Origin of the sequence: Streptomyces yatensis, from assembly GCF_018069625.1 — a bacterium.
GTDB classification, from domain to species: domain Bacteria; phylum Actinomycetota; class Actinomycetes; order Streptomycetales; family Streptomycetaceae; genus Streptomyces; species Streptomyces yatensis.
In genome coordinates this window covers 4787852-4813009 of sequence record NZ_CP072941.1, presented here as the reverse complement: position 1 = coordinate 4813009, position 25158 = coordinate 4787852, and the positions used below count along the sequence as shown (strand labels likewise).

The 25158-nt window shown below is 70.7% G+C and carries 24 protein-coding genes; 8 read left to right on the top strand and 16 right to left on the bottom strand.

Translation table 11 applies throughout. The annotated features are described in order from the left end of the window. Positions 1-102: 102 nt before the first annotated feature. The 5 genes from J8403_RS44365 to J8403_RS19930 form a co-directional block, all read right to left on the bottom strand. The gene (locus J8403_RS44365) at positions 103-231 is read right to left on the bottom strand and encodes a hypothetical protein (RefSeq protein ID WP_014053944.1); all 129 of its coding nucleotides are present in this window, start codon (positions 229-231) and stop codon (positions 103-105) included. A 164-nt stretch (positions 232-395) separates the two neighbouring features. After that, the gene (locus J8403_RS19945; RefSeq protein WP_211124365.1) at positions 396-1640 is read right to left on the bottom strand and encodes an ABC transporter permease; all 1245 of its coding nucleotides are present in this window, start codon (positions 1638-1640) and stop codon (positions 396-398) included. Beyond that, complete coding sequence (locus J8403_RS19940; RefSeq protein ID WP_211128339.1) at positions 1637-2302, bottom strand: ABC transporter ATP-binding protein; 666 nt, start codon at positions 2300-2302, stop codon at positions 1637-1639. Before J8403_RS19940 ends, J8403_RS19945 begins: the two co-directional genes overlap by 4 nt. A gap of 59 nt (positions 2303-2361) precedes the next feature. Further along, entirely contained in the window at positions 2362-3510 is a 1149-nt protein-coding gene (locus J8403_RS19935; protein WP_211124364.1) for an efflux RND transporter periplasmic adaptor subunit, read from the bottom strand. Then, complete coding sequence (locus J8403_RS19930) at positions 3507-4031, bottom strand: hypothetical protein (RefSeq protein ID WP_211124363.1); 525 nt, start codon at positions 4029-4031, stop codon at positions 3507-3509. Before J8403_RS19930 ends, J8403_RS19935 begins: the two co-directional genes overlap by 4 nt. A gap of 209 nt (positions 4032-4240) precedes the next feature. Between J8403_RS19930 and J8403_RS19925 the strand changes: the two genes are divergently transcribed. Beyond that, the gene (locus J8403_RS19925; protein ID WP_211124362.1) at positions 4241-4897 is read left to right on the top strand and encodes a response regulator transcription factor; all 657 of its coding nucleotides are present in this window, start codon (positions 4241-4243) and stop codon (positions 4895-4897) included. Then, a complete protein-coding gene (locus J8403_RS19920) occupies positions 4891-6138 on the top strand; it encodes a sensor histidine kinase (RefSeq protein WP_211124361.1) in 1248 nt (415 codons plus the stop codon). The genes J8403_RS19925 and J8403_RS19920 overlap by 7 nt, the downstream gene beginning before the upstream one ends. A 36-nt stretch (positions 6139-6174) precedes the next feature. Here the strand turns inward: J8403_RS19920 and J8403_RS19915 are convergent, their stop codons facing one another. The 3 genes from J8403_RS19915 to J8403_RS19905 all read right to left on the bottom strand — a co-directional run bounded on the left by J8403_RS19915 (position 6175) and on the right by J8403_RS19905 (position 9096). After that, the gene (locus J8403_RS19915) at positions 6175-7494 is read right to left on the bottom strand and encodes an LmeA family phospholipid-binding protein (RefSeq protein ID WP_211124360.1); all 1320 of its coding nucleotides are present in this window, start codon (positions 7492-7494) and stop codon (positions 6175-6177) included. A 101-nt stretch (positions 7495-7595) separates the two neighbouring features. Continuing rightward, positions 7596-7856, bottom strand: a complete 261-nt coding sequence (locus J8403_RS19910; RefSeq protein ID WP_093463638.1) for an RNA recognition motif domain-containing protein — start codon at positions 7854-7856, stop codon at positions 7596-7598. 106 nt (positions 7857-7962) lie between these two features. After that, complete coding sequence (locus J8403_RS19905) at positions 7963-9096, bottom strand: NADH:flavin oxidoreductase (protein WP_211124359.1); 1134 nt, start codon at positions 9094-9096, stop codon at positions 7963-7965. Positions 9097-9445: 349 nt separating this feature from the next. On the opposite strand from J8403_RS19905, the gene J8403_RS19900 reads away from it, so the two are divergent. Next, positions 9446-10552, top strand: a complete 1107-nt coding sequence (locus tag J8403_RS19900; protein ID WP_246585908.1) for a methyltransferase domain-containing protein — start codon at positions 9446-9448, stop codon at positions 10550-10552. A gap of 610 nt (positions 10553-11162) precedes the next feature. Here the strand turns inward: J8403_RS19900 and J8403_RS19895 are convergent. Next, positions 11163-11438: a DUF397 domain-containing protein gene (locus J8403_RS19895; RefSeq protein WP_211124357.1), complete on the bottom strand. Its 276-nt coding sequence runs from the start codon at positions 11436-11438 to the stop codon at positions 11163-11165. A gap of 181 nt (positions 11439-11619) precedes the next feature. Continuing rightward, positions 11620-14700 (bottom strand): NACHT N-terminal Helical domain 1-containing protein, encoded by a 3081-nt coding sequence (locus J8403_RS19890; RefSeq protein ID WP_211124356.1) that lies wholly within the window; start codon positions 14698-14700, stop codon positions 11620-11622. Positions 14701-15008: 308 nt separating this feature from the next. Between J8403_RS19890 and J8403_RS19885 the strand changes: the two genes are divergently transcribed. Beyond that, complete coding sequence (locus J8403_RS19885; RefSeq protein ID WP_211128338.1) at positions 15009-15638, top strand: M23 family metallopeptidase; 630 nt, start codon at positions 15009-15011, stop codon at positions 15636-15638. A 50-nt stretch (positions 15639-15688) separates the two neighbouring features. Here the strand turns inward: J8403_RS19885 and J8403_RS19880 are convergent, their stop codons facing one another. After that, positions 15689-16267, bottom strand: coding sequence for a TetR/AcrR family transcriptional regulator (locus tag J8403_RS19880; protein ID WP_211124355.1), 579 nt, complete (start codon positions 16265-16267; stop codon positions 15689-15691). A gap of 161 nt (positions 16268-16428) precedes the next feature. Between J8403_RS19880 and J8403_RS19875 the strand changes: the two genes are divergently transcribed. The 3 genes from J8403_RS19875 to J8403_RS19865 all read left to right on the top strand — a co-directional run bounded on the left by J8403_RS19875 (position 16429) and on the right by J8403_RS19865 (position 19171). After that, positions 16429-18084, top strand: a complete 1656-nt coding sequence (locus J8403_RS19875; RefSeq protein WP_281427932.1) for an MDR family MFS transporter — start codon at positions 16429-16431, stop codon at positions 18082-18084. An 86-nt stretch (positions 18085-18170) separates the two neighbouring features. Continuing rightward, positions 18171-18623 carry a helix-turn-helix domain-containing protein gene (locus tag J8403_RS19870; RefSeq protein WP_211124354.1) on the top strand — a complete coding sequence of 151 codons (453 nt, stop codon included), beginning with the start codon at positions 18171-18173 and terminating at the stop codon, positions 18621-18623. Between the two features lie 80 nt (positions 18624-18703). After that, on the top strand, positions 18704-19171 hold the full coding sequence (locus J8403_RS19865) for a VOC family protein (RefSeq protein WP_211124353.1): 468 nt from the start codon (positions 18704-18706) through the stop codon (positions 19169-19171). Positions 19172-19175: 4 nt separating this feature from the next. On the opposite strand, the gene cseC is transcribed toward J8403_RS19865, so the two are convergent. The 5 genes from cseC to J8403_RS19840 all read right to left on the bottom strand — a co-directional run bounded on the left by cseC (position 19176) and on the right by J8403_RS19840 (position 23806). Continuing rightward, positions 19176-20504 (bottom strand): two-component system sensor histidine kinase CseC, encoded by a 1329-nt coding sequence (gene cseC, locus J8403_RS19860; RefSeq protein WP_211124352.1) that lies wholly within the window; start codon positions 20502-20504, stop codon positions 19176-19178. 6 nt (positions 20505-20510) lie between these two features. Further along, entirely contained in the window at positions 20511-21218 is a 708-nt protein-coding gene (gene cseB, locus J8403_RS19855; protein WP_137966831.1) for a two-component system response regulator CseB, read from the bottom strand. Positions 21219-21227: 9 nt separating this feature from the next. Beyond that, positions 21228-21920 (bottom strand): hypothetical protein, encoded by a 693-nt coding sequence (locus tag J8403_RS19850; protein WP_211124351.1) that lies wholly within the window; start codon positions 21918-21920, stop codon positions 21228-21230. A 26-nt stretch (positions 21921-21946) separates the two neighbouring features. Beyond that, positions 21947-22558, bottom strand: a complete 612-nt coding sequence (locus J8403_RS19845; protein ID WP_211124350.1) for a SigE family RNA polymerase sigma factor — start codon at positions 22556-22558, stop codon at positions 21947-21949. Positions 22559-22879: 321 nt separating this feature from the next. Beyond that, positions 22880-23806, bottom strand: a complete 927-nt coding sequence (locus tag J8403_RS19840) for an HhH-GPD family protein (RefSeq protein ID WP_246585907.1) — start codon at positions 23804-23806, stop codon at positions 22880-22882. 335 nt (positions 23807-24141) lie between these two features. Here J8403_RS19840 and J8403_RS19835 point away from each other — a divergent pair, with 335 nt between their 5' ends. Then, positions 24142-25011, top strand: a complete 870-nt coding sequence (locus J8403_RS19835; RefSeq protein ID WP_211128725.1) for a hypothetical protein — start codon at positions 24142-24144, stop codon at positions 25009-25011. Positions 25012-25158: the final 147 nt, after the last annotated feature.

The following is a 25158-nucleotide window of genomic DNA, read 5'->3' as shown; positions in this document are numbered from 1 at the left end:
TGGTCTTCGTACGAGGTCACGGTCGCTCTCTCCCGCTCGGCTCCGGACATGGCCGAGGCGGGCCCGCGGCGCGATGCCGCGGACCCGCCTCCGGGACGTGGGTCAGCCGCCGATGGGACGACGGTGGGGCTTCTTCGGGCCCTTCTTCGGGTCCGGCTTCGGGGCGTGGTGCTTCTTCTTCGGCTCGGCCTTGCGGGCGGGCTTGACCGGGACGATCTTGTGGAAGCTCATGATGCTGCCTCTCGGAATTCGGTGTTTCTTTTCCTTCGCCGGAGCCGTTCGGCTTCGACACGGAAGACGTTAGGGACGGATTCCGTGAGGAGAATCGGGCTGAGCTGTGCGTTGACCAAGAACGGATTCAAGGAATTCTCATGCCGGATGGGGAACCGCACCGCCTACGGCCCGGAGAGCGCGGCCCGGGGCGCGAGCCGGGCCGCGCGTACGGCGGGCCACAGACCGGCGAGCGCGCCGATCGCCATGGTGGCGCCGACTCCGACAGCCAGTGCCCAGGGCGGGACGACCACCTGCCAGTTCTGGGAGAGCGCGTATCCCGCCGATGCTCCCGCCCCGAGGGCGGCGCCGCTGATGCCGCCGAGGGCGGAGAGCATGACCGACTCGGTGAGGAACTGGGTGCGGATCTGGCCACGGGTGGCGCCGAGCGCACGGCGCAGGCCGATCTCGCCACGCCGTTCGAGGACGGCGATGACCATGGTGTTGGCCACGCCGACACCACCGACCAGCAGGGCGATGGCGCCGATGCCGACGAGCAGGCCGGTGAAGGCCCGATTGGCGGCCTGCTTGGCGCTCAGTGCGTCGGAGGGCCGGGAGACCGTGACCTCGTTGGGCGCCTCGGGGTTGACGGTGGCGGCGAGGACCCCGCGTACTTGGTCGACCTTGCTGTCGGCGGTGCGGGTGTAGATCATCGTGGGGCGGCCGTCGAAACCCAGGTGGGTCTTGGCCGCGTCCCAGCCGATGAGCGCCGCCGAGTCCAGCTCGGGGGCGAGCGGCGCCTTCTGGAGGATTCCGGTGACCGTGAACCACTGCTCCCCGAGCCAGATCTGGGCACCGGGGGTGGTGATGCCCAGGTTCTCGGCCGCGGTGGTGCCGAGGACGACGGCCGGGTAGCGGCTCTGGGCGCCGTTGAGCCACGTTCCGGCGGCCATGTGGAGCCCCACGGTCCTGGGCAGGCCGAGTCCGGCGCCGAAGACCCCGATGCCTCTGCTGGCGGCCTTGGGAATGCGGTCGTTGCGGTAGACCTTGGCGCCCTTGACGCTGCCGGTGGCCGCGGCGTTCTCGACCGGGGCGATGTGCCGGACCATCTCGGCGGCGTTTTCGGGCAGTGGCGCGGGCTCGCCGACGAAGTCCTTGCCGGGCGTCACGGTGAGCATGTTCGTCCCCACCGAGGCGAGCTGGGCGTTGAACGCGGCCTGGCTGGAAGCGGATACGGCGACCACCGCGACCATCGCGGCGATACCGATCGCGATACCCAGCGCCGACAGCAGCACCCGGGTGGGGCGGGTGCGCAGCCCCACGCTGCCCACCCGCAGGGTGTCGGCCGGGCTGAGCCTGTGGGGGGTGAGACGACGGGCCGTGGTGGGACGGGCCGCGGTGCGGCGCCGCGGGCCGGGGCGGCGGCTCACCGCAGGACCCCTTCGGCGATCCTGCCGTCGCGCACGCGGATACGGCGGGGCAGTGCGGCGGCCAGTTCCTGGTCGTGGGTGATGATCAGGACGGTCGTGCCCGCCGCGTTGAGTTCCCGCAGAAGTTCCACCACGGACGCCCCGGAGGCGGTGTCGAGCGCTCCGGTGGGCTCGTCGGCCAGCAGCAGCGGCGGGTCCCCGACCACCGCGCGGGCGATGGCGACGCGCTGTTTCTCGCCGCCCGACAGTTCGTTGGGGCGGTGGTCGAGGCGGTGCCCGAGGCCGACCCGGCGCAGGACCTTTTCGGCCCGTGCGCGGCGTTCCCTGCGGGGGACGCCCAGATAGAGGAGTCCGTCGGCGACGTTGTCCAGCGCGCTGACCCCGTCGGCCAGGAAGAACTGCTGGAAGACGAAGCCGATGGACCGGGCCCGCAGCGCGGACAGCCGGTTCTCGCCCAGGCCGGCGATGTCGTGCCCGTCGATGCGCACGGTGCCCGACGTCGCCACGTCCAGTGTGCCGATCAGGTTGAGCAGGGTGGATTTGCCGGAGCCCGACGGGCCGACGACGGCGAGGAGTTCGCCCCTGTCGACGCGGAAGGACACCTGGTGGAGCACCTGTACCCCGCCCGGATACACATGGTCGACGTCTTCGAGCTCCACCAGCGGCGCGTGTTCAGCCGGTGCCGGTGCCGGTGCCGGCGCCGGCGCCGCCGGGGCCGGCGTCATGCGGCGACCCCCACCTTGGTGCCGGCCGTGAGGCCGCCGCCGCTGACCTCGACCCTTCCGTTCGCGAACATGCCGAGCTTCAGGGCGGTGACGGTGCCCTTGCCGTCGGCGCCGATGACCTCGACGCCGTAGCCGCCCTCTCGGAGCGCGAGCAGCGCGGTGATCGGCACGGTCAGGACGTTCTCCTTCTTCTCGCTCTGGAGCCCGACGGTGACCGGCGCCTCGGTGATGTCCGCGACACCGTCGGCCAGCTCGATGTCGACGCCGATGGTGGACTTGTCCGCGGCACCGTTCTCGCCCGGCGTCTTCTTCACCGTCGTACCGACACTGGTGATCGTGCCCTTGACCGTCTTGCCGTCCGGGAGGGTGACGGTGGCCGTGCCGTCCTTCTTCGCCAGCGACCGGTCACCGATGTCCAGGTCGACATGGACCTGGCGCTTGGACGAGGTGCCGGTCAGCACGGGGCCGCCCGGCCGGACATCCGAGCCGACCGCAGCCTTGTGCGCGCCGATCCTCAAGGGTCCGGAGGCGAACACGACCCGGCCGTCCTCCACCGTCCCGGTCTGCGCAAGGCCGAGGGCCTTCTGCCAGCGCTTGACCACCTGCTCGGTGAGGTCGGTGAATTCGCTGTCGGGGGTGAAGCCGCGGTAGCCGAGGGCCTGGAGGTTCTCCTCCAGCTGGCGTACGTCCTCGCCCTTGTCGCCACTCTTCATGTCCCGGTACGCGGGCGACTTCCCGTACAGCAGGAGCACGGGTTTCCCGTCCACGCCGTAGAGCTGTTCGCCGCGCGAGACGGTGCTGCCGATGCCCGGCAGGCGGGTGACGGTCCCGGGCAGCCGGCCCATGACCGAGGTGCTGCCCTCGAAGCCGAGCGTTCCGTCGACCTGTTTGCTGTTGATGAGCGTCTGGCGGGTGACCTTGTCCGTGTGCCGCGCCGGCTTGTCCGAGTCCGCCGCCGGGGCGGTGCCGGTGGAGGCGGTCGCGTAGTACACGCCGCCGCCTGCCGCCGCGACCAGGACGGCCGCGATGATCCAGTGGCCGCGGCGCCGGCGACCGCGTGGCCGGTGGCGCGGGGCCGCGTCGGGGGAGTCGTCCCCGCTCGCTTCGCTCTGCGGCACGGTGCCGCTCTCCGTGGCGGCGGTCACCGGCCGGTCTTACCGCTCGACATGGCGCCGCATGCCTTGAGGGCGTCCTGCGTCTTCTTCGATTCACCGTCCGGGATGTTCATCCTCCCCTCGTCGGTCGGGTCCTCGGCCTCGACTCCCTTGGCGCGCAGGCACTTGGCCAGCTTCACGTCCTTCGCCTTCTGCTCAGGGGGGTAACCCGGAGCCTGGCCGTCCGCGTTCGGCATGAACTGCTTGCACTGATCGAGCGCCGCCTGGAACTTCTTCGGGTCGGAGGGCTGGACGAAGTGCGCCCCGTCGGCGTCCGGGTCGGGCATGTCGATGCCCTGTTCGCGCATGCAGGACGCGTACTTCAGCCGGGCCCGCTGCATCTCCTCCGGGCTCTTGGCCTTCTGGGAAGCGCTCGCGGACGGCTTCTTCTCGCCCCCGGCGCTGGCGACATCGTCATCACCGCCGCCTCCGCCGCAGGCCGACAGGACGAGGACCATGCCCAGGGCGGCCGAGGCCAGGGCACAGTGCTTACGCAGGGAGAGAACGGACATGGGGACCTCACGGTTGGGGTAGGGGCGGTGCTTGCGCCATGAGAGAACCAGCCGACCGCGCGCAGGGAGGTAAGCGCGGAAGGCCCTCGCGCCCCGCCACGCTTATCCCTCTGCAATCGCCTCCCTGCTTGCATGGCTGGGCCGGGGTCCGATCCACCCGGTTTGTTACCTTCAGTAACTGCCGCGTATCACCCCGAGGAAGCTCCCGCATGAGGGTCCTGATCGCCGAAGACCACCACATCCTGGCCCGTACGATCGCCACCGGCCTGCGCCGCGAGGCCATCGCGGTCGACCTGGCCGGCTCCGGGGACGCGGCCGAGCGGATGTGCCTGCTCAACGCCTACGACATCATCGTCCTGGACCGGGATCTGCCCGTCATGAGCGGCGACGAGGTGTGCCTGCGCCTGCGCGCGCTTCAGGACCCGCCCCGCATCCTCATGCTCACCGCCGCCGGTTCGGTGGAGGACCGGGTGGCCGGGCTCGATCTCGGCGCCGACGACTACCTGGCCAAGCCCTTCGACTTCGCCGAACTCCTCGCACGGATCAGGGCATTGAGCCGACGCGTCCCCACACCCCCGCTGATGATCCTGCGGCACGGCGGCATCGAGCTGGACCGGGGCCGTCGCGAGGTCCGCATCGAGGGGCGGCCGGTGGAGCTGAGCCCGAAGGAATTCGCCGTCCTTCAGCTCCTGATGGAGGCGCGCGGCGATGCCGTGACCCACCGTGCCCTGCTGGACCGTGTGTGGGACGAGCACATGGACTCGCGCACCAGCGCCGTACGCGCCACCGTCAGCCGGCTGCGTGGCAAACTCGGCCGCTCCGACGCGATCTCCATGGACGACGGCAAAGGTTACCGGCTGTGCTGAATCCCCTGTTCGTCGTCGCCCCGCGGGCCCTGCGAGCCGCGCTGCGCGACCGTCTGACCTTCCGCGCCAAACTCGCCGCCGCCTTCACCGCGCTGTTCTTCTGCGCCGGAGCCGCCCTGCTGATCTTCGTCACGGTGCTGGCCCGGCAGGGCACCATGGAGCAGTTCGCCAGCATCACGACGGACCACACCGCCGGGCCGACCGGTCCCCAGCCCACTTCCTCGGCCTCGTCGGCCCCCTCGGGCCCGACGCGTCCCGGCCCCGTCGACCCAAAGTGGACTCGACAACAGGCCGAGGACGCCCGGCTGGCCAGGGTGGAAGTCACCAACCGGCTCCAGAAGACCGCCGTACGGCAGATGGTGTTGTGGTCGGCGGTCGGCCTGGCCGTCATGGCCGTACTGTCCGGCGCCATGGGCTGGTGGCTGGCCGGCCGCGCCCTGCGCCCGGTACGCAAGGTGATCCTCGCGGCCCGCCGGATGAGCGAGGAGAACCTCCACGAACGGCTGCAACTCACCGGGCCACAGGACGAGCTGCGGGAACTGGGCGACACCTACGACACCATGCTGGACCGCCTGGAGCGGTCCTTCACCAGCCAGCGCCGGTTCGTCGCCAACGCCTCCCACGAGCTGCGTACCCCCCTGGCCGCCCAGCGCACCAGCATCGAAGTCGGCCTCGCCGACCCGCTGCCCGCCCATCTGATCCCGGTCCGCGAGGACCTGCTCATCACCAACCGCGAGGCCGAACACCTCATCGCCGCGCTCCTGCTGCTCGCCCGCAGCGACCGCGGCCTCGACCGGACCAAGGACACCGACCTCGCCGAGCTGACCCGGCAGGCCGCCGACGAACTCAGCTCCCTCGCCGCCGAGCACACCGTCAGTACGGCGGTGCACACCACGCCCCTGGCCGTGAACGGAGACCCGGTGCTCCTCAAGCATCTGGCGTCCAACCTGGTGCGCAACGCCATCCAGTACAACCACCCGCGGGGCACGGTCACCGTGCGCGTCGACGAGGCCCGCCGACTGACCGTGACCAACACCGGCCCCCCTATCGACCCCACCCGCGTGGACGGCCTGTTCGAACCCTTCCGCCGCCTCGACCGCGATCGCACCGCCGTGCACGGCCACGGCCTGGGCCTGTCCATCGTCCGCTCCATCGCCACCGCCCACGGCGGCACGGTCACCGCCGCCCCGGGCCCCGCGGGCGGCCTCCGCGTCGAGGTACGGCTGCCGACGGCGCGGTGACGCGGTGACGGGTGACGCGGTGACGCACGGCTGTGGCTAGTGGGTCTTCCCGAAGGACAGCCCCGCGCCGGTCAGATCGGCCCGGATCCCCTCCGGGGAGACGCCGATGTTCGCCAGCTTGATGCCCTTGGCCTTGTGCGGGAGTTGGAAGGAGAGCTCCAGCTTGTCCGTCAGCTCCGGCACCTTCATCCGCGTCAGCGCCGCGGCCACCGTCGGGTCGATGCCGAGCTTCCTGGCCAGCTGGGGATGGTCGTTGGCCGCCTGGACGAGGTTGACCGCGAGCAGCGCCGGGACGAAGCGCGGCGACCCCGTGATCCGGTCCAGCACCTGGTCGTCGTTCCGCGCCTGCCCCGCCTCCGCCGGGGACACCCCGAGCTTCTCGGCCACCGAGGGGATCGACAGCAGCGCCTGCGCCTTCTCGGAGTCCTCGCTGATCTGCCGCGCCGCCTTCTTGTGCAGATACAGCCCGGCGCGCGGCTCGGGGCCCGGCCGGTAGGTGGCGATCCCGGGGATGTCCAGCCGCATATCGGTGACACTGGTGGAGATCCCACGGTCTCCCTGGCGCTGGATATGTGCCTGGGCGTGCAGCGACACCTGCTGGCCGGCGACCGGCAGCTTCCCGTCCGCGCGCACCGAGCTGGGCCCCAGCGCCTTGAACCGCACCTGCGAGGCGCCCAGTTCACGGCTGAGGTCCTCGAAGGACAGCAGCACATCGCCCTTCATCCGGCCCACCGTCGCGCCCCGGAAGGAGCTGGGCAGATCCCCCACGATCCGGATGTCCCGGGCCTGGGCGCGCACCTCGGCGAGCGAGACCCGGTCGGCCGCCACGTCCGGGACGGCGATGTCGACCTGCTGCAGATCCTTGCCGAGCACCTGGGTGAGGAACGGGAAGCCGTGGATCGTCACATTCGGCGCCGTGGCCAGATCCAGCTTCTTCTGCAGCTCCTGCTCGGCCTTGCGCTCGCTGTACATCACGGCACAGCGGTCGCCCAGCACCAGCAGCAGGCCGAGCACGAGCAGCCCGATCAGCGCCTTCGCGGTGAGCGGGATCCCCCGGAAGCGGCCGCGCCGACGCCGGGACGAACGGCGGTGGTTGGGCGGTGACCACGCCGCGCCGTCGCCTCCGGAGCCGGAACCCGAGCCGGAGCCCGAACCCGAGCCGACCGGCTCACCCCTGTGCCCGCCGCCGTCGGCGTCGTCGTCATCCGACGCCAGGCCGAGGCCCAGGGGGTCGTCCGGATCGTACGGATCGGCGAGCTCGGCGAGTTCCTCATAGGGGTTGCTGTAATGAACGGCAGGTGAACCGCTGTGAGGATGCGAGGGCTGGGGTGAAGGTATGCGTGTGGGGGATCGCATTGATCCATATCACCACGGCACACTGCTCCACCCGCAAGTCCTAGCGGCGATACGTGGCGAACCGCACGTTCCGATTTCGCCCTCCGTGCACGTGCCGTTTCTCAACGCGTGCCGCGTGAGACCGCCCTCGCCTCGGTGACGGTGACCGCCCTGCCGTCCATCTCCGTGCCGTCGAGCTGGGCCATCGCCTTCTCCGCGGCCATCTCGTCCATCTCCACGAACCCGAACCCCCGCGAGCGGCCGCTCTCCCGGTCGGTGATCACGGTGGCGTCCAGCACCTCGCCGAACTGCCCGAACAGGGTCGCCAGGTCCCTTGTCGTCGTCTGGTAGCTCAAGTTGCCCACATGCAGTCGTTTGGACATGACCGGCTCTCCTTGTTCTCCGTGGTTCCCAGTGCAGCGAACCGTGTCAATCCTCTCAGCGAGGTACGAAACGGGCCATCCGCATGGGCTGAACCGGTCATACGGCTCAGTGCAGCGTGCCGAGCAGCTCCGGGGAGTACGGCACCAGCTCCGCCGTGCGCCCGCCGAGCACCTTCGCGGCCCACTCGGGGTCGGCGAGCAGGGCGCGGCCGATGGCGACGAGATCGAACTCGTCCCGCTCCAGCCGGTCCAGCAGATTCTCGATGTCCGCCGCCTGGGCCTGCCCGCTGCCGGTCCCGGGGACGAACGTCGGCAGGAAGTCCTGGTCGAGCCCGACCGAGCCGACCGTGATCGTGGACTTCCCGGTGAGCTTCTTCGTCCACCCCGCGAGGTTCAGCTCCGAGCCCTCGAACTCCGGTGTCCAGTAACGCCGGGTGGAGGAGTGGAAGACATCCACCCCCGCCTCCACCAGCGGGGTGAGCAGCGCCTCCAGCTCCTGCGGGGTCTCGGCCATCCGCGCGTCGTAGTGGTCCTGCTTCCACTGGGACATACGGAAGATGATCGGGAACTCGGCGGAGACGGCCTTACGGCAGGCGGCCACGATTTCGGTGGCGAACCGGACCCGGGAGGCCGGGTCGCCGCCGTAGGCGTCACCGCGCCGGTTGGTCGCGCTCCACAGGAACTGGTCGATCAAATAGCCATGGGCGCCATGCAGTTCGACCCCGTCGAACCCGATCCGCTCCGCGTTGGCCGCCGCCTCCGCGAAGGCCGCGATCACCGCGTCCACGTCGTCCTGCGTCATCGCCCGCCCGACCGGCTCACCGTCCAGCCCGATCCCGGACGGGCTCAGCACGGGAGCCTCCGGGTGCGGTGGCGCGCCCTCCTGCCGCGACACCCCCACATGCCAGATCTGCGGCGCGATCCGCCCACCCGCGAGATGCACCTGCCGCACGACCTCGCCCCACCCCGCGAGGGCGTCCTCCCCGTAGAAGCGCGGCACGCTGTCGCTCAGCCCCGCCGAGGGGTGCTCGATATAGGTCCCCTCCGTGATGATCAGCCCCACCCCGCCGGCCGCGCGGCGCGCGTAGTACGCCACCACATCGTCATTGGGCACGCCCCCGGGCGAGAACATGCGGGTCATCGGCGCCATGGCGATCCGGTTGGGCACGGTCATCCCGCCCACGGTGAACGGCCGGGACAGAACTTGGGCCGCGCGCTCGGCACTCCCGTTTATGGACACGTCGATACTCCTTGGCCAGGTGTCGTCACAGCGCGGAATCGCGCTGCCCGGCCAAGCTAGAACCTGACGTCAACGTGAGGGGCAAATACCGGAGGCCACCTCCGTTGAACCACCTGCCGGGGCGCGGGCGCACGGCGGCACCGTCTGCCCCCGGTGGGTGCCCACGCGCTCTACTGCCCCTCGATGAGCGAAGCTCACACTGGTTGCGCGACCCACGATGCGAGGGGGCCCGAATGGGAACGCACAGCAAGCCGCCCACACCGAACCCGCAGCCGAAGCAGCTGAGCCCGCGGGACTCGGACGGACAGCATCCGGATGTCTCCAGGCCGGGCGGCGGAACGCACCGCAAGTGACCGACCTGGAAGAGCTGCGCGCGGGGGCGGCCGAGACGCTCGACATCGCCGAGCCGTGGATACGGCGCGTGTTCGAGGCCGTGCCACGGCACGAATTCGTCCCTGGCACCGTATGGGTGGTGGACGGCGGCGTGTACCGGCCGCTCCACCGGGCGGACGACCCCGACCGGTGGGCCCGCATGGTGTACGACCCCGCGCAGGCCATGACCACACAGGTGGACGACGGGACCCCCGCCCCTGCCGGCGGCGATGTACCCACCAGCTCCATCTCCGCGCCGACCGCCGTCGTGACCATGCTCACCGAGCTGGACCTGCGGCCGGGGCATCGGGTGCTGGAGATCGGGGCGGGCACCGGGTACAACGCGGCGTTGCTGGCCGAGCGGGCAGGCGCGGGGCGGGTGACCACGCTGGACATCGACCCGGAGGTGGCCGACGGCGCACGGGCCGCGTTGCACCGGGCCGGGTACGGCGGAGTGACGGTTCTGGAAGCGGACGGCGAGCAGGGCTGGCGCGGCGGCGCACCGTACGACCGTCTGGTGGCCACGGCCTCGGTGAGGTCGATTCCCTGGGCGTGGGTGGAGCAGGTGCGCCCCGGCGGTCTGATCCTGGCCCCGTTCCGCACCGCGTTCTGCTCGCACGGGCTCGTAAGGCTGACCGTTTCGGAGGGCCATGCCGAGGGCCGGTTCGCGGGCGCGCTGACCTTCATGGCGCTGCGGGGCCAGCGCGCACGCCCACGCATCGATGGGCTCTTCTCCGCGGAGGCGTGGGAGGAGAGCCGCGAGAGCAAGGCCGACCTGGACCTCGCGTGGCTCGCCGACCCGCACGCCGAGTTCGCGGTCGGGCTGAGGCTGGCTGACGTGGCGCACTGGCCGCAGGACGGCGGGCACTGGTGGTGCGGCGGGGACTCGTGGGCGTACGCGGCGGCAGACGGCACGGTGCACCAGTGGGGTCCGCGCGACCTGGCCGACGAGACCGCCGAGGCCCTCACCTGGTGGGAGGGCGCCGGGCGGCCCGAGCTGTTCGACTTCGGCCTGACGGTCACGGCCGACGGCCACCACCGGGTATGGCTCGGCGATCCCTCGGGGCCCCTGCCCGCCGCGTAGCCGGTGCCCCTGGCCGCCGCGTAGCCGGAGCGCCGTCCCGCCGGCCGGGGGCCGTCCCGCTCCCCGACACAGACCTCAGCCCCGCCGGGGGTGCCGCGTCAGTCGGGTGCCGCCTCCACCGGGGGTGCTGCATCGGTCGGGTGCGGCACATGGGCCGGGTGCGGGGGCATGGGCCGGGTGCGGCGCCGTCTCGCGCGCTTCGCGCGATTGAGCAGCGGGGCAGAGGGACGGGGCGCGGGCCGACCGCCGACCGCCGGGCCAGTGGGAGCGACCGCCGGGGGCGGCATCCGTGTGCGGGAGCGCGGCCCGTCGCCGGACCGCCGGACTCCGCATCCATCGCGACGCTGGACGCCGCAGGGAGTACCCATCCCGAAAACCCTTGACAAAGTAGTTGCTTCAGATCAAGCATTTTCGGAGGGGGTACCCGGAGGGGCCGCCCCACCGGACCGCGCTCCGGATCGGCATCGGCCCCCGGGTGCGGTTGCCGTCACGGCGCGGGCCCCCACCGGCTCGCCGCCCGGCAACGCGCCGCACGCCCCGGCCCCCGCCGCCGCTGCTCAATCGCGCGAAGCGCGCGAAACGATGCCAGCGCCCGACGTCCGGCCTGTGCTCAGAGGCTGCGGTCGAGTCGGCCGGCCTTCACGGCACGTATAAGGGCACCGAGTACGGCTGGGCTGGTGCGGAGCGCCGCGTCGGGCTCGTCGCTCTCGCGTATGCGTATGCCGTCAGGGGCGGCGGCGAGTTCCACGCAGTTGGCTGCGTCCGTGCTGAACGAGGATTTGCGCCACTTGGCGTGGAGCGCTGCACGATGCCCGTTTACGAAGCGCCACCGGCCAACGGCACCGGAAAAGCGGTCTGGTTCGAGTTCAACGTCCCGCCCGCGCATACGAAAAGCACCGCATGAACGCCACCCCCGCCGAGCGGGTGGCCGAGACCCTGCGCGACGACTTCGCCGCCCACGGCGTACGCCTCCCCGACGTACGGGCCGACCTCAGCGACCCCCGGCAGCCCCGGCTGGAGCTCGGCACCATCCCCTCTCGGCACCGGCTTCGCGCTGCTGCGCGTGCTCACGGACTACCAGCGCCTGCTGAAGGCCGAGCGGAGGCGGAAGAGGCCGTCACCGTGACGCCGGGGAGCGCGTGGGGGTTCATGACGGCCGCGTCGACGACGGTGACCGTCTCCAGACCGGGGAGGGCGGCGAGCGGGGACAGGTCGATGGGGTGGCCGGTACTCGCCTTGAGCTGCACGTTCAGATGACGAAGGCGGGGGAGCGCCGACACCATCCAGGCGGTGTCCAGCTCCTCGGCCTCGACGTGCAGATCCAGCCAGGTGATCTCCGGCGGAAAGGAACGGAACTGGAATGGGGGCACACAGTTGTCGATCTTCAGCCGGTCCAGCCCGGCCAGCTTCTCCAGCCCCTTGGGCAAGGTCGCATGCGCCGGGCCGAACCACGGCGGCTCGTAGACCAGGGTGTGGAGGGGCAATGCGGAGAGGGGAGTCAGGTCGGAGGCCCTGGGACAGTTGGTCAGATAGAGCGTGTCGAGGCTCGACAGCTGGCCAAGCGCGGTGCCGAGGTCGGCGACCGCTTCGTTTCCCTGCAGTCGTAGCCGGGTCACCTCCTGCCCATCGAGACTGCCCCTGATCTCGTGGTCCGTGAAATAGCCGCGCAGGATCAGCCACGGACGCGGACCCGTATCCAGGAGCAGACGCAATTGCTCCATGGACTCGGCCACGAAATACAGACCGTCCCGGTCCAGACGGAGGATGACCTCGTGGAAGTACCGCTCGGTGTCGTATCGCCCCCAGCTGGACGCCAATTGCGCACGCACGCCGATGGCCGGGTGGTCGGCGAATTGGGCCAGATAGGGGATCGCCGCGTCCACCGGTATGCGTGAGGCCGTCACCACACAGCTTTCCGCGACCTCGTCCGTCAGCCCTTCCGGCCCCGGAAGCAGCTCCAGCACCAGAGGGCCCGCCGTGGCCAGTTCCCGCGCTCGCGGGATGGTCATGGGCGGGACGAACTCCATCGCACTCCGGGTGACCTGGTCCCGTATCACCGGGTCCAGATCGGGTGCGTGCTCCAGGCAGGCCATGGCCAGCAGGAACAGCCGGAGCGCCCACTCGGGACTGTCCGTGAGCCGCGCCGCCTCCAGCAACTTGCCCAGCAGTTCGGCCCGCTCGCGTGGCCGCGCATGCGCGACCGCCATGCGGATGACGTCCTCCCACTGGGCGTCATGCGCGTTGCGGATCAGCAGGCCGACGTCCCACGCCTCCACCGCCGCCTTCGCGCCCAGGTAGTCCTGGAAGGTGCGGTGGATGAAGTCCACCGTGCTCACGGACGGCTCGCGCAAGAGCCCACTCCGGAGCAGCAGATGGCGCAGGATGGCCGGGGCGTCGCCCAGGGCCCGGGCGGCGGGGACGGAGGGGAGGGCCTCCTCGATGAGGCGCTCCGCGCGGTCGCGGTCCAGCTCGGCCTCGCCGTTGCGAATCAGGTAGTAGGCGAGCCGCTGGAGGAGCTGGATCTGCGGCTCCTCGTCGAGCTGGACATCCCCCGGCGCGTAGATATGGCGCTCGGTGTCGCGCCGCGTCAGCAGCATCGACAGCGCCGCGTCGTACAGCGCCTTGCGGCCCGGTGGCAGATAGCCGCGCCGGGCGCGGTGCAGGGCGCAGATCAGCCCGCACATCAGCGGGTTCGTGGCGAGGCGGCTCAGGTCCTGCTTGGTGCGGACGGCGGTGTGCAGCGCCGACTCGTAGTCGTCCAGCGCCGTCCGCTCCTCCTCCGTACGGCAGGTCTGGCGGGCCGCATCGTGCCAGCGCTCGATGAACGCCGCCATGTCCTCGCGGCTCATCGGGGACAGCGTGAACTCGGCGAAGCCCTGCGCCCCCAGCCAGTCGTCGGCGACGGCCGAGGGGCGGGAGGTGACCAGCCACAGATTGTCCGGATAGGCGATGAGGAGATCGGCCAGCCAGGCCCGGGTGCGCTCGCGGTCGCGCTCGGGGATCTCGTCGATGCCGTCGATCAGCAGCAGCCCGCGCCCGGCGGTCAGGACACGGTCGGCCCAGCCGGGCGGCTGGGCGCCGTCCAGCGGGTTGTGGACGGAGGCCAGGAACGAGGCCGGGGAGGGCAGCGATTCCTGACGGGCGATCGTGCGCAGCGGGAGAACGAAGGGGACGCGGCCGATGAGCTGCTCCAGGCCGCGCAGCGACTCCTGCCGTGCGGTGCATACGGCGAGCCACTGGACGAGCGTGGTCTTGCCGGAGCCCGCGACGCCGCGCAGCAGCACCCGCTGATGGCCGGAGAGCGCCCGGTCGGCGGGCAGGGCCGCGGGAAGGGCGGCGTGTGCGGCCTCGGCGGCGGGGGACTCACCGGATTCACTGACGAGCTCCCCGGCGAACGCCCCCAGCGGCCGCTCCTCGCCGGAGGAGGAGACCGCCTCCAGGCTGAGATACGCCGCGTCCAGCGGCCACGTGGCCTCCGCGTGGCCGAGGTCGATCCCCACGATGGTCAGCGTGGAGTGCTTGCCGATCATGTACTCCGCGTACCGGCGCTCGAAGCCCGCGTCCTGCGCGGTCTGCGACGGAATCCGCTCGATCAGGATGTCGATCTTGGTGATCAGCTCGCTGAGCTGGCCGCTCTGCTCGACGAGCGTGCGCGGGATAAAGGCCGAGCGCTGGGTGAAGAAGTGCAGGATGTGCAGGCAGGCGGTGTCCAGCAGACGCTCGTAGAGCAGCGTGCCGCCCTGGCTGAGACGCAGTGTGGTCCTGCCCCGCGTGCGGGTGGCGTGGGCCAGCTCGTAGGCCAGTCCCTGGCGGCCGAGCTGCACCGCCTGGACGTCGTTCATATCGAGGTCGCCGAGCGCGTACAGCGTGGTGGCCAGTTGCTCGGCGACCAGCTCGTCCTCGTCGGCGGGGCACGGCCGCTCGCCGGGGCCGGCGTGCCGGGTGGCCTGGGCGACCAGTTCGGCGGCGAGCTTGTCGAGGTCCTTCTCGGTCAGCGTGCGCTTCTCGCCGCGGAACGAGACGAGGGAGGAAATGCGGACCGGCTGGTCGACCAGCCCGGCGCCCGGCCCCTCCTTGACGAACAGCTTCTTGATGAGCGGTGCGACGACGCTCGACGCCAGGCGCGCGCCGATGACTGCGGGATCCACGTCCCATTCCCCCCGGTAGTTGTGTGTCCCTGACCGGACAGCGTACAGCGGGGTAAGGACGTTGGTCCCGAATCGGACATCCGAAAGTCCCTGCGAAGGTGACTTCTCGCACAGGCCCTTCGGCGTCTACTACGGTAAATAGGGGATCTCGCAGGTCAGAGGTGTGATGGGGGTTTCCGGGAATTTCGCGCGGGAAACGCATCACATAACCAATTCGCTACGTAGCCACTTAGTAGTGGAACGCCTTGGCCTATTCACGAGAACGGGATAACAAGAGGCGTCCAATGACGCTTCTGGAGGTACTTCCCATGGCCCCGCGCGCCACAAACCGCCGTTTCTCGCTTACGTCCGTATCCAGGGGGCGCGCCGCTGTGGTCGCCGTCGGCCTGGGCGCCTCACTCGCACTGGGCGCCGGAACGGCGTTCGCCGTGGGGGCGGGCGATGCCCCCGCCGCCCCGTCCGTCAAGCAGGCCGCCGCGAAGGCTCCGGCCAAGAAGGCCCCTGCCAAGAAGGCCCCCACAGACTGGCAGACCCCGGTCGACAAGTTCTCGATAGGCGCCGCCTTCGGCCTGGCGGGCAACCTGTGGTCGCACAACCACAGCGGTCAGGACTTCGTCGTGCCGACCGGCACCCCGGTGCACGCGGCCCACGAGGGCGTCGTCGTCAAGGCGGGCCCGAACGGCGGCGGTGACGGCCCCGCGTACGGCAACGCGATCGTGATCAAGCACGACAACGCGACGTACTCGCAGTACGCCCACCTGTCCCGCATCGATGTGCGGATCGGCCAGACCGTGACCGAGGGCCAGCAGATCGGCCTGTCCGGCAGCACCGGCAACTCGACCGGCCCCCACCTGCACTTCGAGATCCGTACGACGCCGAACTACGGCACCGCGGTCGAGCCGCTCAAGTTCCTCCGCGACCACGGCGTCAAGGTCTGACGCGACCACGGCGTCAAGGTCTGACGCCACTCATGCGCTCTGCGCGCATATCAGCCATGCGTCGATGACGCGTGCGCCTGCTTCACCAGATCGAGGGCGACCTCGAGGACGGCCTTGCGCTTGTCCTCGGCGTCGCCCTCGATCGCCTGCAGCGCGAACATCCGCGCATGCATGCTGAACAGCGCGGTGACGCTCCGGACCTGGTCGACCATGGGCGCCTCCGGGTCCCGGATCAGCGCGGACATGGCGAACATCCGGTTCTTGAAGATCTGACCGATGCTCAGCTCGCGCACCGTCGCCTGGTTCTCCTGCATGAAGCGCATCAGCGGCTCGCCGATGTCCAGGGCCGCGCTGTAGCGGCGCAGCAGCTCCTGCTTGGTCTCCAGGGTGCGCGGCTGCTGCTCGCCCCAGGTGATCAGCTCGTCGAGCGGCCGGCCCAGGTCCTGGAAGAGGCTGAGGACGATGTCTTCCTTGGTCTTGAAGTGGTAGTAGAGCGCTGCCTTGGTGACCTCAAGATGCTCGGCGATCTCGCGCAGTGACGTTTTCTCGTAACCTCGCTCCGCGAAGAGTTCCAGGGCCACGTCCTGGATGCGCTGACGGGTGTCTCCCCGCCGCGGTGTGCTGCCCATGGTGCTCTCCTGTGCTGGTGGTCTGGCTGCCGTCGGCAGGCCGAACGTAACTTACTTGACGCCCGGCTAGTTGGCGCCTTACCGTCTCCACTGTACTGAACTAGCCGGGCGGCAAGTAAGTGGGCGTCAGGGCTCTCATCACCCAGGGGGAGACGGAGAACATGTTCCGGAAACCAAAAGAAGACGAAGCGCCATCCGCTTCGTCCGCTTCGACATCGGCTCAGGCCGCCCAGGAGGCCCAGATACCCAAGGAGCCCAAGGGCAAGGCCGAGCCGAAGCAGCGCAGCACCAGTGTGGTGATCTTCGCGCTGATGATCGCGATGCTGCTCGCGATGCTCGACAACATGATCGTGGGCACCGCGATGCCGACCATCGTCGGCGAGCTGGGGGGACTCGACCACCTCTCCTGGGTGGTGACCGCGTACACCTTGGCCACCGCCGCCTCGACCCCGATCTGGGGCAAGCTCGGCGACATGTACGGCCGCAAGGGCATCTTCCTCACCTCCATCGCGGTCTTCCTCGGTGGCTCGGCGCTGTCCGGTATGGCACAGAGCATGGGGGAGCTGATCGGCTTCCGGGCCATCCAGGGCCTGGGCGCCGGTGGCCTGATGGTCGGCGTGATGGCGATCATCGGTGACCTGGTGCCGCCCCGCGAGCGTGGCCGCTACCAGGGCATCATGGCCGGTGTGATGGCCGTGGCCATGATCGGTGGCCCGCTGGTCGGAGGCACCCTCACCGACCACCTCGGCTGGCGCTGGATCTTCTACATCAACCTCCCGCTCGGCGCCGTCGCCCTCGCGGCGATCACCGCCGTGCTGCACCTGCCGAAGAAGCGCGCCCAGGGACGGATCGACTACACCGGCGCGGCCCTGCTGACCGTGGGCATCACCGCGCTCGTGCTGATCACCACCTGGGGCGGCAACGAGTACGACTGGGGGTCGGCCCAGATCCTCGGGCTCGGGGCGCTCGGTGTCCTCGCGCTCGTCGCGTTCGTCTTCGTCGAGCAGCGGGTCGCCGAGCCCGTGCTGCCGCTGCACATCTTCCGCAACGCCAACTTCACGCTCGTCACCGCCATCGGCTTCCTCGTCGGCTTCGTGATGTTCGGCTCGACCACCTTCCTGCCGCTCTACCAGCAGACGGTCCAGGGCGCCACGGCCACCAACTCCGGGCTGCTGCTGCTCCCGATGCTGCTGGGCATGCTGGTCGTCTCGCTGGTCGCGGGCCGGGTCACCACCCAGACCGGCAAGTACAAGATCTTCCCGATCGTCGGCGGTCTCCTGATCACCACCGGGATGTTCCTGCTGTCCACCATGGACACCGAGACCACCCGCTTCAGCTCCGGCCTCTACATGGCGGTGCTCGGCATGGGCATGGGCTGCCTCATGCAGACGACCATGCTCGTGGCGCAGAACAGCGTCGAGATGAAGGACATGGGCGTCGGCAGCTCCTCCGCCACCCTCTTCCGCACCCTGGGCGGCTCCTTCGGTGTCGCCATCCTCGGCGCCCTGTTCACCCGCCAGGTGAACGACACCATGGCCGAGCGGGCCGGTGCGAAGGCGGCGGCCGTCACCTCCGGAAGCGCCCAGCTCGACCCGGACAGCCTCAAGAAGCTGCCCCCGGGCATCCGGGACGCGTACACCCACGCGGTGGCCAGCGGTGCCCACCAGGTGTTCCTGTGGGGCGCGCTGATCAGCATCATCGGCTTCCTCGCGGCCTGGTTCGTCAAGGAGGTCCCGCTGCGCGGGGGGCCCGGCAAGTCCGCCGACGGCGGCGACGAGGCCCCGGCCGACGCGGCGCCGGTCGCCGAGACCGTCTGACGGTCGCCGAGACCGTCTGACCAACGGCCTTTGGGGGACCCTGCGGGACCACCTCCCTGTCAGTGGGGCATGACAGCATCGGCCCCATGGTGACCTCGCCGGACGAGGCGCGGCTGGCGCATCTGCGCCGGCTGCGCCTCGCGAAGGACGTGATGGACCGCGACTGGGCCGAGCCCCTCGACCTGGACGCGGTCGCCGCGCATGCCGGCTATTCGCGCTATCACTTCATCCGCGCCTTCAAGGGCGCCTACGGCTCCACGCCCGGTCAGTATCTGACCCGGCGCCGCATCGAGCGGGCCGAGGAACTGCTGCGCTCGGCCAATCTCTCGGTCACCGAGATCTGCTCCCTCGTCGGCTTCAGCAGCCTCGGCACGTTCTCGACGAGCTTCAAGAAGCAGACCGGGCTCACCCCCAGCGCCTACCGGGACCGGTACGTCGGCCGGGCCGCGGGGGTCATACCGGGGTGTTACGCCATGCTCTGGTACGGCGGGCGCGACGCACCGGCCCGCATCGGCGGCCCCGAGGACAGCAATTCTTGAGAAGCGAGCCGGACCCCCTGCTGCCTACGGTGGCGAAGTCGCGACGACGCGCGATCCACCCGATACCTCCGGAGGCAGCAATGATCAAGGGGATGTCCATCGTCACCGTCTGGGTCCTCGACCAGGACCGGGCCAAGGCGTTCTACACCGAGAAGCTGGGCCTGGAGGTCCGCACCGACATGAGCATCGGCGGGGACGGCGAGGGCGGCGGTATGCGCTGGCTGACGGTCGGCGCCAAGGACCAGCCGGATGTGCAGCTGACCCTGATGGTGCCCAGCTCGCCGGGGCTCGACCCGGAGTCCGCCGAGGCCCTGAGGACGCTGGTCGCCAAGGGCGTGCTGGGCGCCGGGGTGTTCACCACCGATGACATCCACCGGGACTACGAGGTGCTCAAGGCCAAGGGCGTGGAGTTCGTCCAGGAGCCCCAGGAGCGTCCGTACGGCACCGAGGCGCTCTTCCGCGACGACTCCGGCAACTGGTTCTCGTTCACCCAGCCCCGCGAGGAGATGGACTTCAGCAAGCCCTGGGACGGCTGCGTCTCGGACTGAGCGCTCAGTCCGGCACCTCGATGATCGGGAAGCTGCCGGTGTTGGTGGGCGCGGACTCCGGCAGCCAGAGCACGGCGACCGCGCCCCGGCACTCGCCGCCCGTGCCGTCCGCGTCATCCGTTCCGTCCAGCACCGGATCGGCGTTGCGGAACGTCAGCCGGGCGCCCAGCACCCGCGCCTGGCCCGCGGCTATCGTCAGCCCCAGGCCGTGCCCGGTGCCCGCGCGGTCCTTGCTGCCGGTGCGGAACCGGCTGGGCCCGTCCTTCAGCAGCTCCTCCGGGAAGCCGGGGCCGTGGTCGCGCACGCGCAGCACCCGTCCCTCGACCGTGACCTCGAACGGCGGCTTGCCGTGCCGGGCGGCGTTGGCGAGCAGATTGCCCATGATCCGCTCCAGCCGCCGCGGATCGGTGGAGACATGGGCATCACGCGCCACGTTGATCACCGCGTCGGGGGCAACCGCCCGGACCCGGCGGGCGATGAACTCGGCCACGGCTATCTCCTGGAGCTCCGCGCGCTCCGCGAAGCCGTCCAGCCGCGCGACCTCCAGCACGTCCTCGACCAGGGTGCGCATCGCCTGCGCCCGGTCCCGTACCAGCTCGGTGGGGCGGCCCGGCGGCAGCAGCTCGGCGGCCGTGAGCAGCCCGGTGACCGGGGTGCGCAGCTCATGCGCGATATCCGCGGTGACCCGGCGCTCCGCCTCCAGCCGCTGCTGCAGCGCCTCGGCCATGCCGTCGACCGCACGCGCCAGATCGTCGGTCTCATCGCGCACCCGGCCGCCGATCGCCTCGCGCACCCGGACCTCGGAGTCGCCCTCGGCCAGCTTGCGGGCGGCGGTGGCCGCCTTGCGCAGCCGCCGGGAGAGCTGATCGCCGATGAGCACACCGAGGGCGATACCGCCCATCACCACCGCCACCGAGCCGATCAGCAGCACCCGGTCGAGGTCGTTGAGGACGGCGAAGCGGTCCTGGAACTTGGTGTGGACGGACAGCACCTTGCCGTTCCGCAGCGGCACCGAGGCCCACACCTCGGGGGTGCCGGTGCCGGAGTCCTCCAGATAGGTGGCGCGCTGGCCGCGCCACGCCTCCTTCTTCAGCTGCTCGGGCAGCTTGGGGTCGTCCAGCTTGGCGCCGAAGCCCAGCACCCGGGACTGCTCGTACCACCGCTGGGCGACCTTCACCCGCTCGTCCATCACCGTGCGGCTGTTGTCGAGCATCGAGACGCGGGCCGCGTTGTGGACGACCAGGCTCAGCACGACCGCGACGAGCGTGCTCACCGCCGCGATGGCGAGACTGACCTTCCACCGCAGACCGCTGCGCAGCGCGAATCGCCCCAACGCCGGTCAGCCCTTGAGCTTGTAGCCGAAGCCGCGGACCGTCTCGATCCGGTCCTGGCCTATCTTGCCGCGCAGCCGCTGCACATGGACGTCCACGACCCGGGTGTCCCCGCCCCAGCCGTACTCCCAGACCCGCTCCAGCAGCCGGTCACGGGAGAGCACGGTGCCGGGCGCGGCCGAGAACTCCAGCAGCAGCCGCATCTCGGTCGGGGTGAGCGCGACCTGCCGGCCGCCCTTGCGGACCTCCATGCCCTCGGGGTCGACCTCCAGATCGCCGAAGCACAGCACCCCGCCGTCGGGCTCCTCGGGAACGGGCTCCGCGCCCCGCCCGCCGGGGCCGCTGGCATGGCCGAAGCGGCGCAGCACGGCCCGGATGCGGGCGACCAGCACGGCGCCGTCGAAGGGCTTGGTCACATAGTCGTCGGCGCCGGCTTCGAGGCCGAGCACCACATCGATGGAGTCGGCGCGCGCGGAGAGCATGATCACGGGCACGGTGGACTCATCGCGGATCCGGCGGCACAGGCTGACCCCGTCCAGGCCCGGAACCATCACATCGAGCAGCGCGATATCGGGGCGGTCGGCGCGGAAGCGCTCCAGACCGGTCAACCCGTCGGGTGCGGCCGTCACGAGAAAGCCATCGCGCTCCAGGGCGAGCTGCGTGGCTTCACGGATCACATCGTCGTCCTCGACGAAGAGCACATGGGTCTCGGCCACAGCCTCGGTTCAGCCTTCCGTTCCGTCGCCGGCGCTCTTGGACGGCGCCGGGGTCGCCTCTTCCGTGGGCACATTCTTGCTGTAGTCGGTGCGCTTGCGGGACAGCACGTCGAACGTCTTGTCCGCCGCGGCCCAGCGGTAGGTGATCACGGCCTCGCTCGAAGGGCAGCAGACGGAGTCACCGGAGGCGTAGGCGAGCTTGGTCACCCGCAGCTCGTCCTTGGTGATGTCGGCGTAGACGGGCGGCTGCTCGTCGCTGAACACGTTCTCATACCGGTCGCCCGCCTTGCGGTACACATACGAGCCGATGCCGAAGCCATCGCCGCAGCTCATCACGTTGATCACCAGGTCGGAGGCGCTGGAGCCGGTCAGCTTGCCGTACGTCACGTCCACCGGGTAGCCCTCGATCTGCTGCTTGCCCTCGGGCACCTTGCCCTTGGGGCAGGGCTTGAGGTTCGCCTTCAGATCGTCGCTGACGTTCGGATCCGTCTTGACCAGCTTGATCGCGTCGACCTTCTGCCCGGCCGGTGACGGCCGGCCCGAGGCGTGGCCACTCGCGTACGCGCCCGAGTCCGCGGCGGCCGAGGCCCACTCGGTGCGTGCCGGTCCCTCCTTGCGGACACCCTCGCTCGCGGCGCCGCATCCGGCCAGCATCCAGCCGCCGGCGGCCGCGAGGCCCACGACCGCACCGCCGGTGATCATGGCTGTCCTGCTGGGAGAGGCCCTGGTCAGGCCGCGCACCGACCCTGCCCCCGCTCCTGGCGGCCGCGCCGGACCCGACCCGTGTGCTGCCGGACGTTCCCGGCCCGCTTGCCTTCCCCGTCCCGACGGCCGAGCGCGCGGGCGTCCAGATCGCGGCTCTCCAGCTCCTGCCGCAGCCGGGCCAGCGCCCGGTGCAGCGTGCTCTTGACCGTTCCGGTCGACATTCCGAGCGCCTCCGCGGTCTCTTCCGTCGTCATCTGCTCCCAGTGTCGCAGCACCACGACACTGCGCTGCTTGGGAGCCAGCACGGAGAGGATGTCCATCAGCAGGGCGCGGTCCGCGTGCTGCTCGGTGCCGTCCTCGACACTCGCCTCGGGAAGCTGCTCGGTGGGCACCTCGTCCAGCTTGCGGGCGCGCCACCACTCGGTACGGGTGTTGATCATCACGCGCCGGAGATAGGCATCGGCGAGCGATTTGTCGGCTATGCCGTCCCAGCGGCCGTAGGTGCGCACCAAGGCGGTCTGGAGCAGGTCCTGTGCCTCGACCGGGTCCGGGATCAGCCGACGGGCGCTGCGCAGCAGCGCGTCCTGCCGATTCCGCACGTACTCCTCAAAGTCCAGAACATTGCTGCTGCTCATGATGTGCAGCCTCCATCCCGCTGTCTTCCCCGCCGTTGATGTGCCGCCCTGTCGGTCGGCGCGAGAAGGACGCTACGGAGGCGCTGTTGCGGCGCCATGCGCATCCGGGCCTCGGCGAATGCACAGCTACCCATAGGTTGTGTAACAACGGAACCCGGTTCGACCGAGTGTCAGAACCGGGTCCTGGGCGTGTCACAGGTCTGTCACAGACAGGGTCGTGACGAGGAGTTCCCTCAGGTCAGCCGCGGTCGCTTCTCAGGTCGGCGGCGGTCGCTTCTCAGGTCGGCGGCGGTCGCCTCTCAGGTCAGCCGCAGTGGCCTCTCAGGTCAGCGGCAGTCGGTAGAGGCCGCCCGAGAGCGGTTCCACCAGTCCGTCGGAGACCAGTCCGTCGAGCGCGCGGGCCCGCTGCACCGGCTCGTCCCACACCTGGTCCAGCGTCGCCTGCGGTACGGGTGTCACCGTCCCCCGCAACACCGCGAGCAGCTTGCCGCGCACCTGACGGTCCGTACCGGCGTAGGTCTGGCCGCGCCGCGGCGGGCCGTCGTGCTCCGGGGAACCGGCCTGGCGCCAGGCGCAGAGCGAGGCGATCGGGCAGCGGGCGCAGTCGGGGGTGCGGGCCGTGCAGACCAGCGCGCCCAGCTCCATGGTGGCGGCCGCCCAGCGCGCCGCGGTCGGCTCGTCGTCGGGGAGCAGGGTGCGGGCCAGCTTGCGCTCGGCGGCCGTGGTGGCGTTCGGCGGGTACTGCGCACCGCCGACCGCGCGCGCGAACACCCGGCGGACATTGGTGTCCAGCACCGGATGGCGCTGGCCGTACGCGAACGAGGCCACGGCCGCCGCCGTGTACTCACCCACCCCCGGCAGCGCCAGCAACTGGGCGTGGTCGCGCGGTACGTCACCGCCGTGCCGCTCCCTTATGGCGGCCGCGGCGCCGTGCAGCCGCAGCGCCCGGCGCGGATAGCCGAGCCGGCCCCAGGCGCGGACCGCCTCACCGGGCGGTTCCGCGGCCAGGTCGGCCGGGCGCGGCCAGCGGGCGAGCCACTGCTCGTACACCGGCAGCACCCGGTTCACCGGGGTCTGCTGGAGCATGAACTCGCTCACCATCACGCCCCAGGCACCGGCCTCGGGGCGACGCCAGGGGAGGTCGCGCGCGTGCGCGTCGAACCAGTCGATGACGGGCCGGTGCAGGACGGCTCCGTCGGGGTCGGGGGATGCGGCGGCCGGGACGGCGGAAGCGGAAATGGCAGTCATCGCTCTCGATCCTGGCACGCCGGGACGGTTTGCGGGCGCGCTGGGCGCGGGCGTTCGGGTCGAGCCGCGCCAGTCGTTGCCAAATCGTGCAATACGGGCGTCCGCGCGGGAACGGATGGCCGCCTACCGCGCCCGGGTGCGGGCTTTCCGCCCCCACAGGGTGGCCGCGGGGCGACTCGGGGGCGTCCGGGGGGCGTCTTGGTGCGACTCGTGGCGGCCCGGTGGCGGACTTATGGCGGTCTCATGTGCGGGATCCGGTCGGATCATGAGAAAAGAAGGGAACGGGGCGGGGGTTATTGGCCGGTAGAGCTCCCGATCTCTCGTAGAGTTTCCGCGTGGGATCTCTGCGCAATCCGATCGGGCCGCTTCCCTCCTCCATTTACTGGCGGCGGAGGATCGTTGCGCTGGCCCTGCTCGTCGTCATCGTGCTCCTGGTCATCTGGGCCTTCGGCTGGGGTGGTTCGGGCGGTGGCGGAAGTGACGAGGGCAAGGGGTCGGGCGGCGGGGGACCCGCCAGCACGATCACCCCGGGACCCTCCTCCTCCGGGCCGGTGAACAGCGAACGGCCGGGCGGGCGCGACGAGTCGGACAACGGCGGCTCGGGCTCCGGCGACTCCGGCGGCAGCGGTGGCGGCTCGGACGACGGCGGCACCGGCGGCGCGAGCGGCGGTGGCGCGGGCGGCGGCAGTGGCTCCGGCGGCTCCTCGGGTGGCGGCGCGGGCGGTGGCGCGGGTGGCGGTGGTATCGGCACCGGGACCGGACCGGGTCTGCCCGCCGGATCGAGCCTGCCGGACTGCCGCCCCGGCGACGCGGAGTTGACGGTGCGCAGCGTCAAGGACTCCAAGGTCAAGAACGCCTGGGCGCCGGGCGAGAAGCCCACCTTCGAGATCGTCGTGAAGAACACCAAGTCGAGCTCCTGCAAGGTCGACTTCGGCCGCGCGGCTGCCTCGCTGACCATCACGGACGCCAAGAACGCCCACGTCTGGGCCTCCGGCGACTGCCCGGAGGGCAGCGCCAGCGCGCTGGTCGAGGTGAAGGGCTCCGGCGAGACCAAGCGCACCGTGGAGTGGGACCGCAAGCGCAGCGCCGAGCACTGCGCCACGCCGTCGGGCAGCGCGTCGGCCAAGCCCGGCACGTATCTGGTCGAGGTGAAGGTGGACGGCCTCGGGACGGCCAAGGTGTCGTTCGTCCTCGAAAAGGACTGAGCTGGGGGGTGCGGTGGGCTGATCCCCTCCCCGCCCCTTCCCGAAACTGGGGCTTCGTCCCAGACCCCGTGTCGGGGCTTCGTCCCAGACCCCGTGTCGGGGCTTCGTCCCAGACCCCGTGCCGGGGCTTTGCCTCAGGCCTCGCGC

Excerpts from the sequence above, each read along its gene's own strand:
- J8403_RS19840 (WP_246585907.1), bottom strand. The coding sequence starts at position 23,806 with ATGACTGCCATTTCCGCTTCCGCCGTCCCGGCCGCCGCATCCCCCGAC.
- J8403_RS19845 (WP_211124350.1), bottom strand. The coding sequence starts at position 22,558 with ATGAGCAGCAGCAATGTTCTGGACTTTGAGGAGTACGTGCGGAATCGG.
- J8403_RS19910 (WP_093463638.1), bottom strand. The coding sequence starts at position 7,856 with ATGTCCAAACGACTGCATGTGGGCAACTTGAGCTACCAGACGACGACA.
- J8403_RS19895 (WP_211124357.1), bottom strand. The coding sequence starts at position 11,438 with ATGCGCGGGCGGGACGTTGAACTCGAACCAGACCGCTTTTCCGGTGCC.
- J8403_RS19870 (WP_211124354.1), top strand. The coding sequence starts at position 18,171 with ATGGTGACCTCGCCGGACGAGGCGCGGCTGGCGCATCTGCGCCGGCTG.
- J8403_RS19925 (WP_211124362.1), top strand. The coding sequence starts at position 4,241 with ATGAGGGTCCTGATCGCCGAAGACCACCACATCCTGGCCCGTACGATC.
- J8403_RS19885 (WP_211128338.1), top strand. The coding sequence starts at position 15,009 with ATGGCCCCGCGCGCCACAAACCGCCGTTTCTCGCTTACGTCCGTATCC.
- J8403_RS19930 (WP_211124363.1), bottom strand. The coding sequence starts at position 4,031 with ATGTCCGTTCTCTCCCTGCGTAAGCACTGTGCCCTGGCCTCGGCCGCC.
- J8403_RS19875 (WP_281427932.1), top strand. The coding sequence starts at position 16,429 with ATGTTCCGGAAACCAAAAGAAGACGAAGCGCCATCCGCTTCGTCCGCT.
- J8403_RS44365 (WP_014053944.1), bottom strand. The coding sequence starts at position 231 with ATGAGCTTCCACAAGATCGTCCCGGTCAAGCCCGCCCGCAAGGCCGAG.
- J8403_RS19850 (WP_211124351.1), bottom strand. The coding sequence starts at position 21,920 with ATGATCACCGGCGGTGCGGTCGTGGGCCTCGCGGCCGCCGGCGGCTGG.
- J8403_RS19880 (WP_211124355.1), bottom strand. The coding sequence starts at position 16,267 with ATGGGCAGCACACCGCGGCGGGGAGACACCCGTCAGCGCATCCAGGAC.
- J8403_RS19865 (WP_211124353.1), top strand. The coding sequence starts at position 18,704 with ATGATCAAGGGGATGTCCATCGTCACCGTCTGGGTCCTCGACCAGGAC.
- J8403_RS19915 (WP_211124360.1), bottom strand. The coding sequence starts at position 7,494 with ATGCGATCCCCCACACGCATACCTTCACCCCAGCCCTCGCATCCTCAC.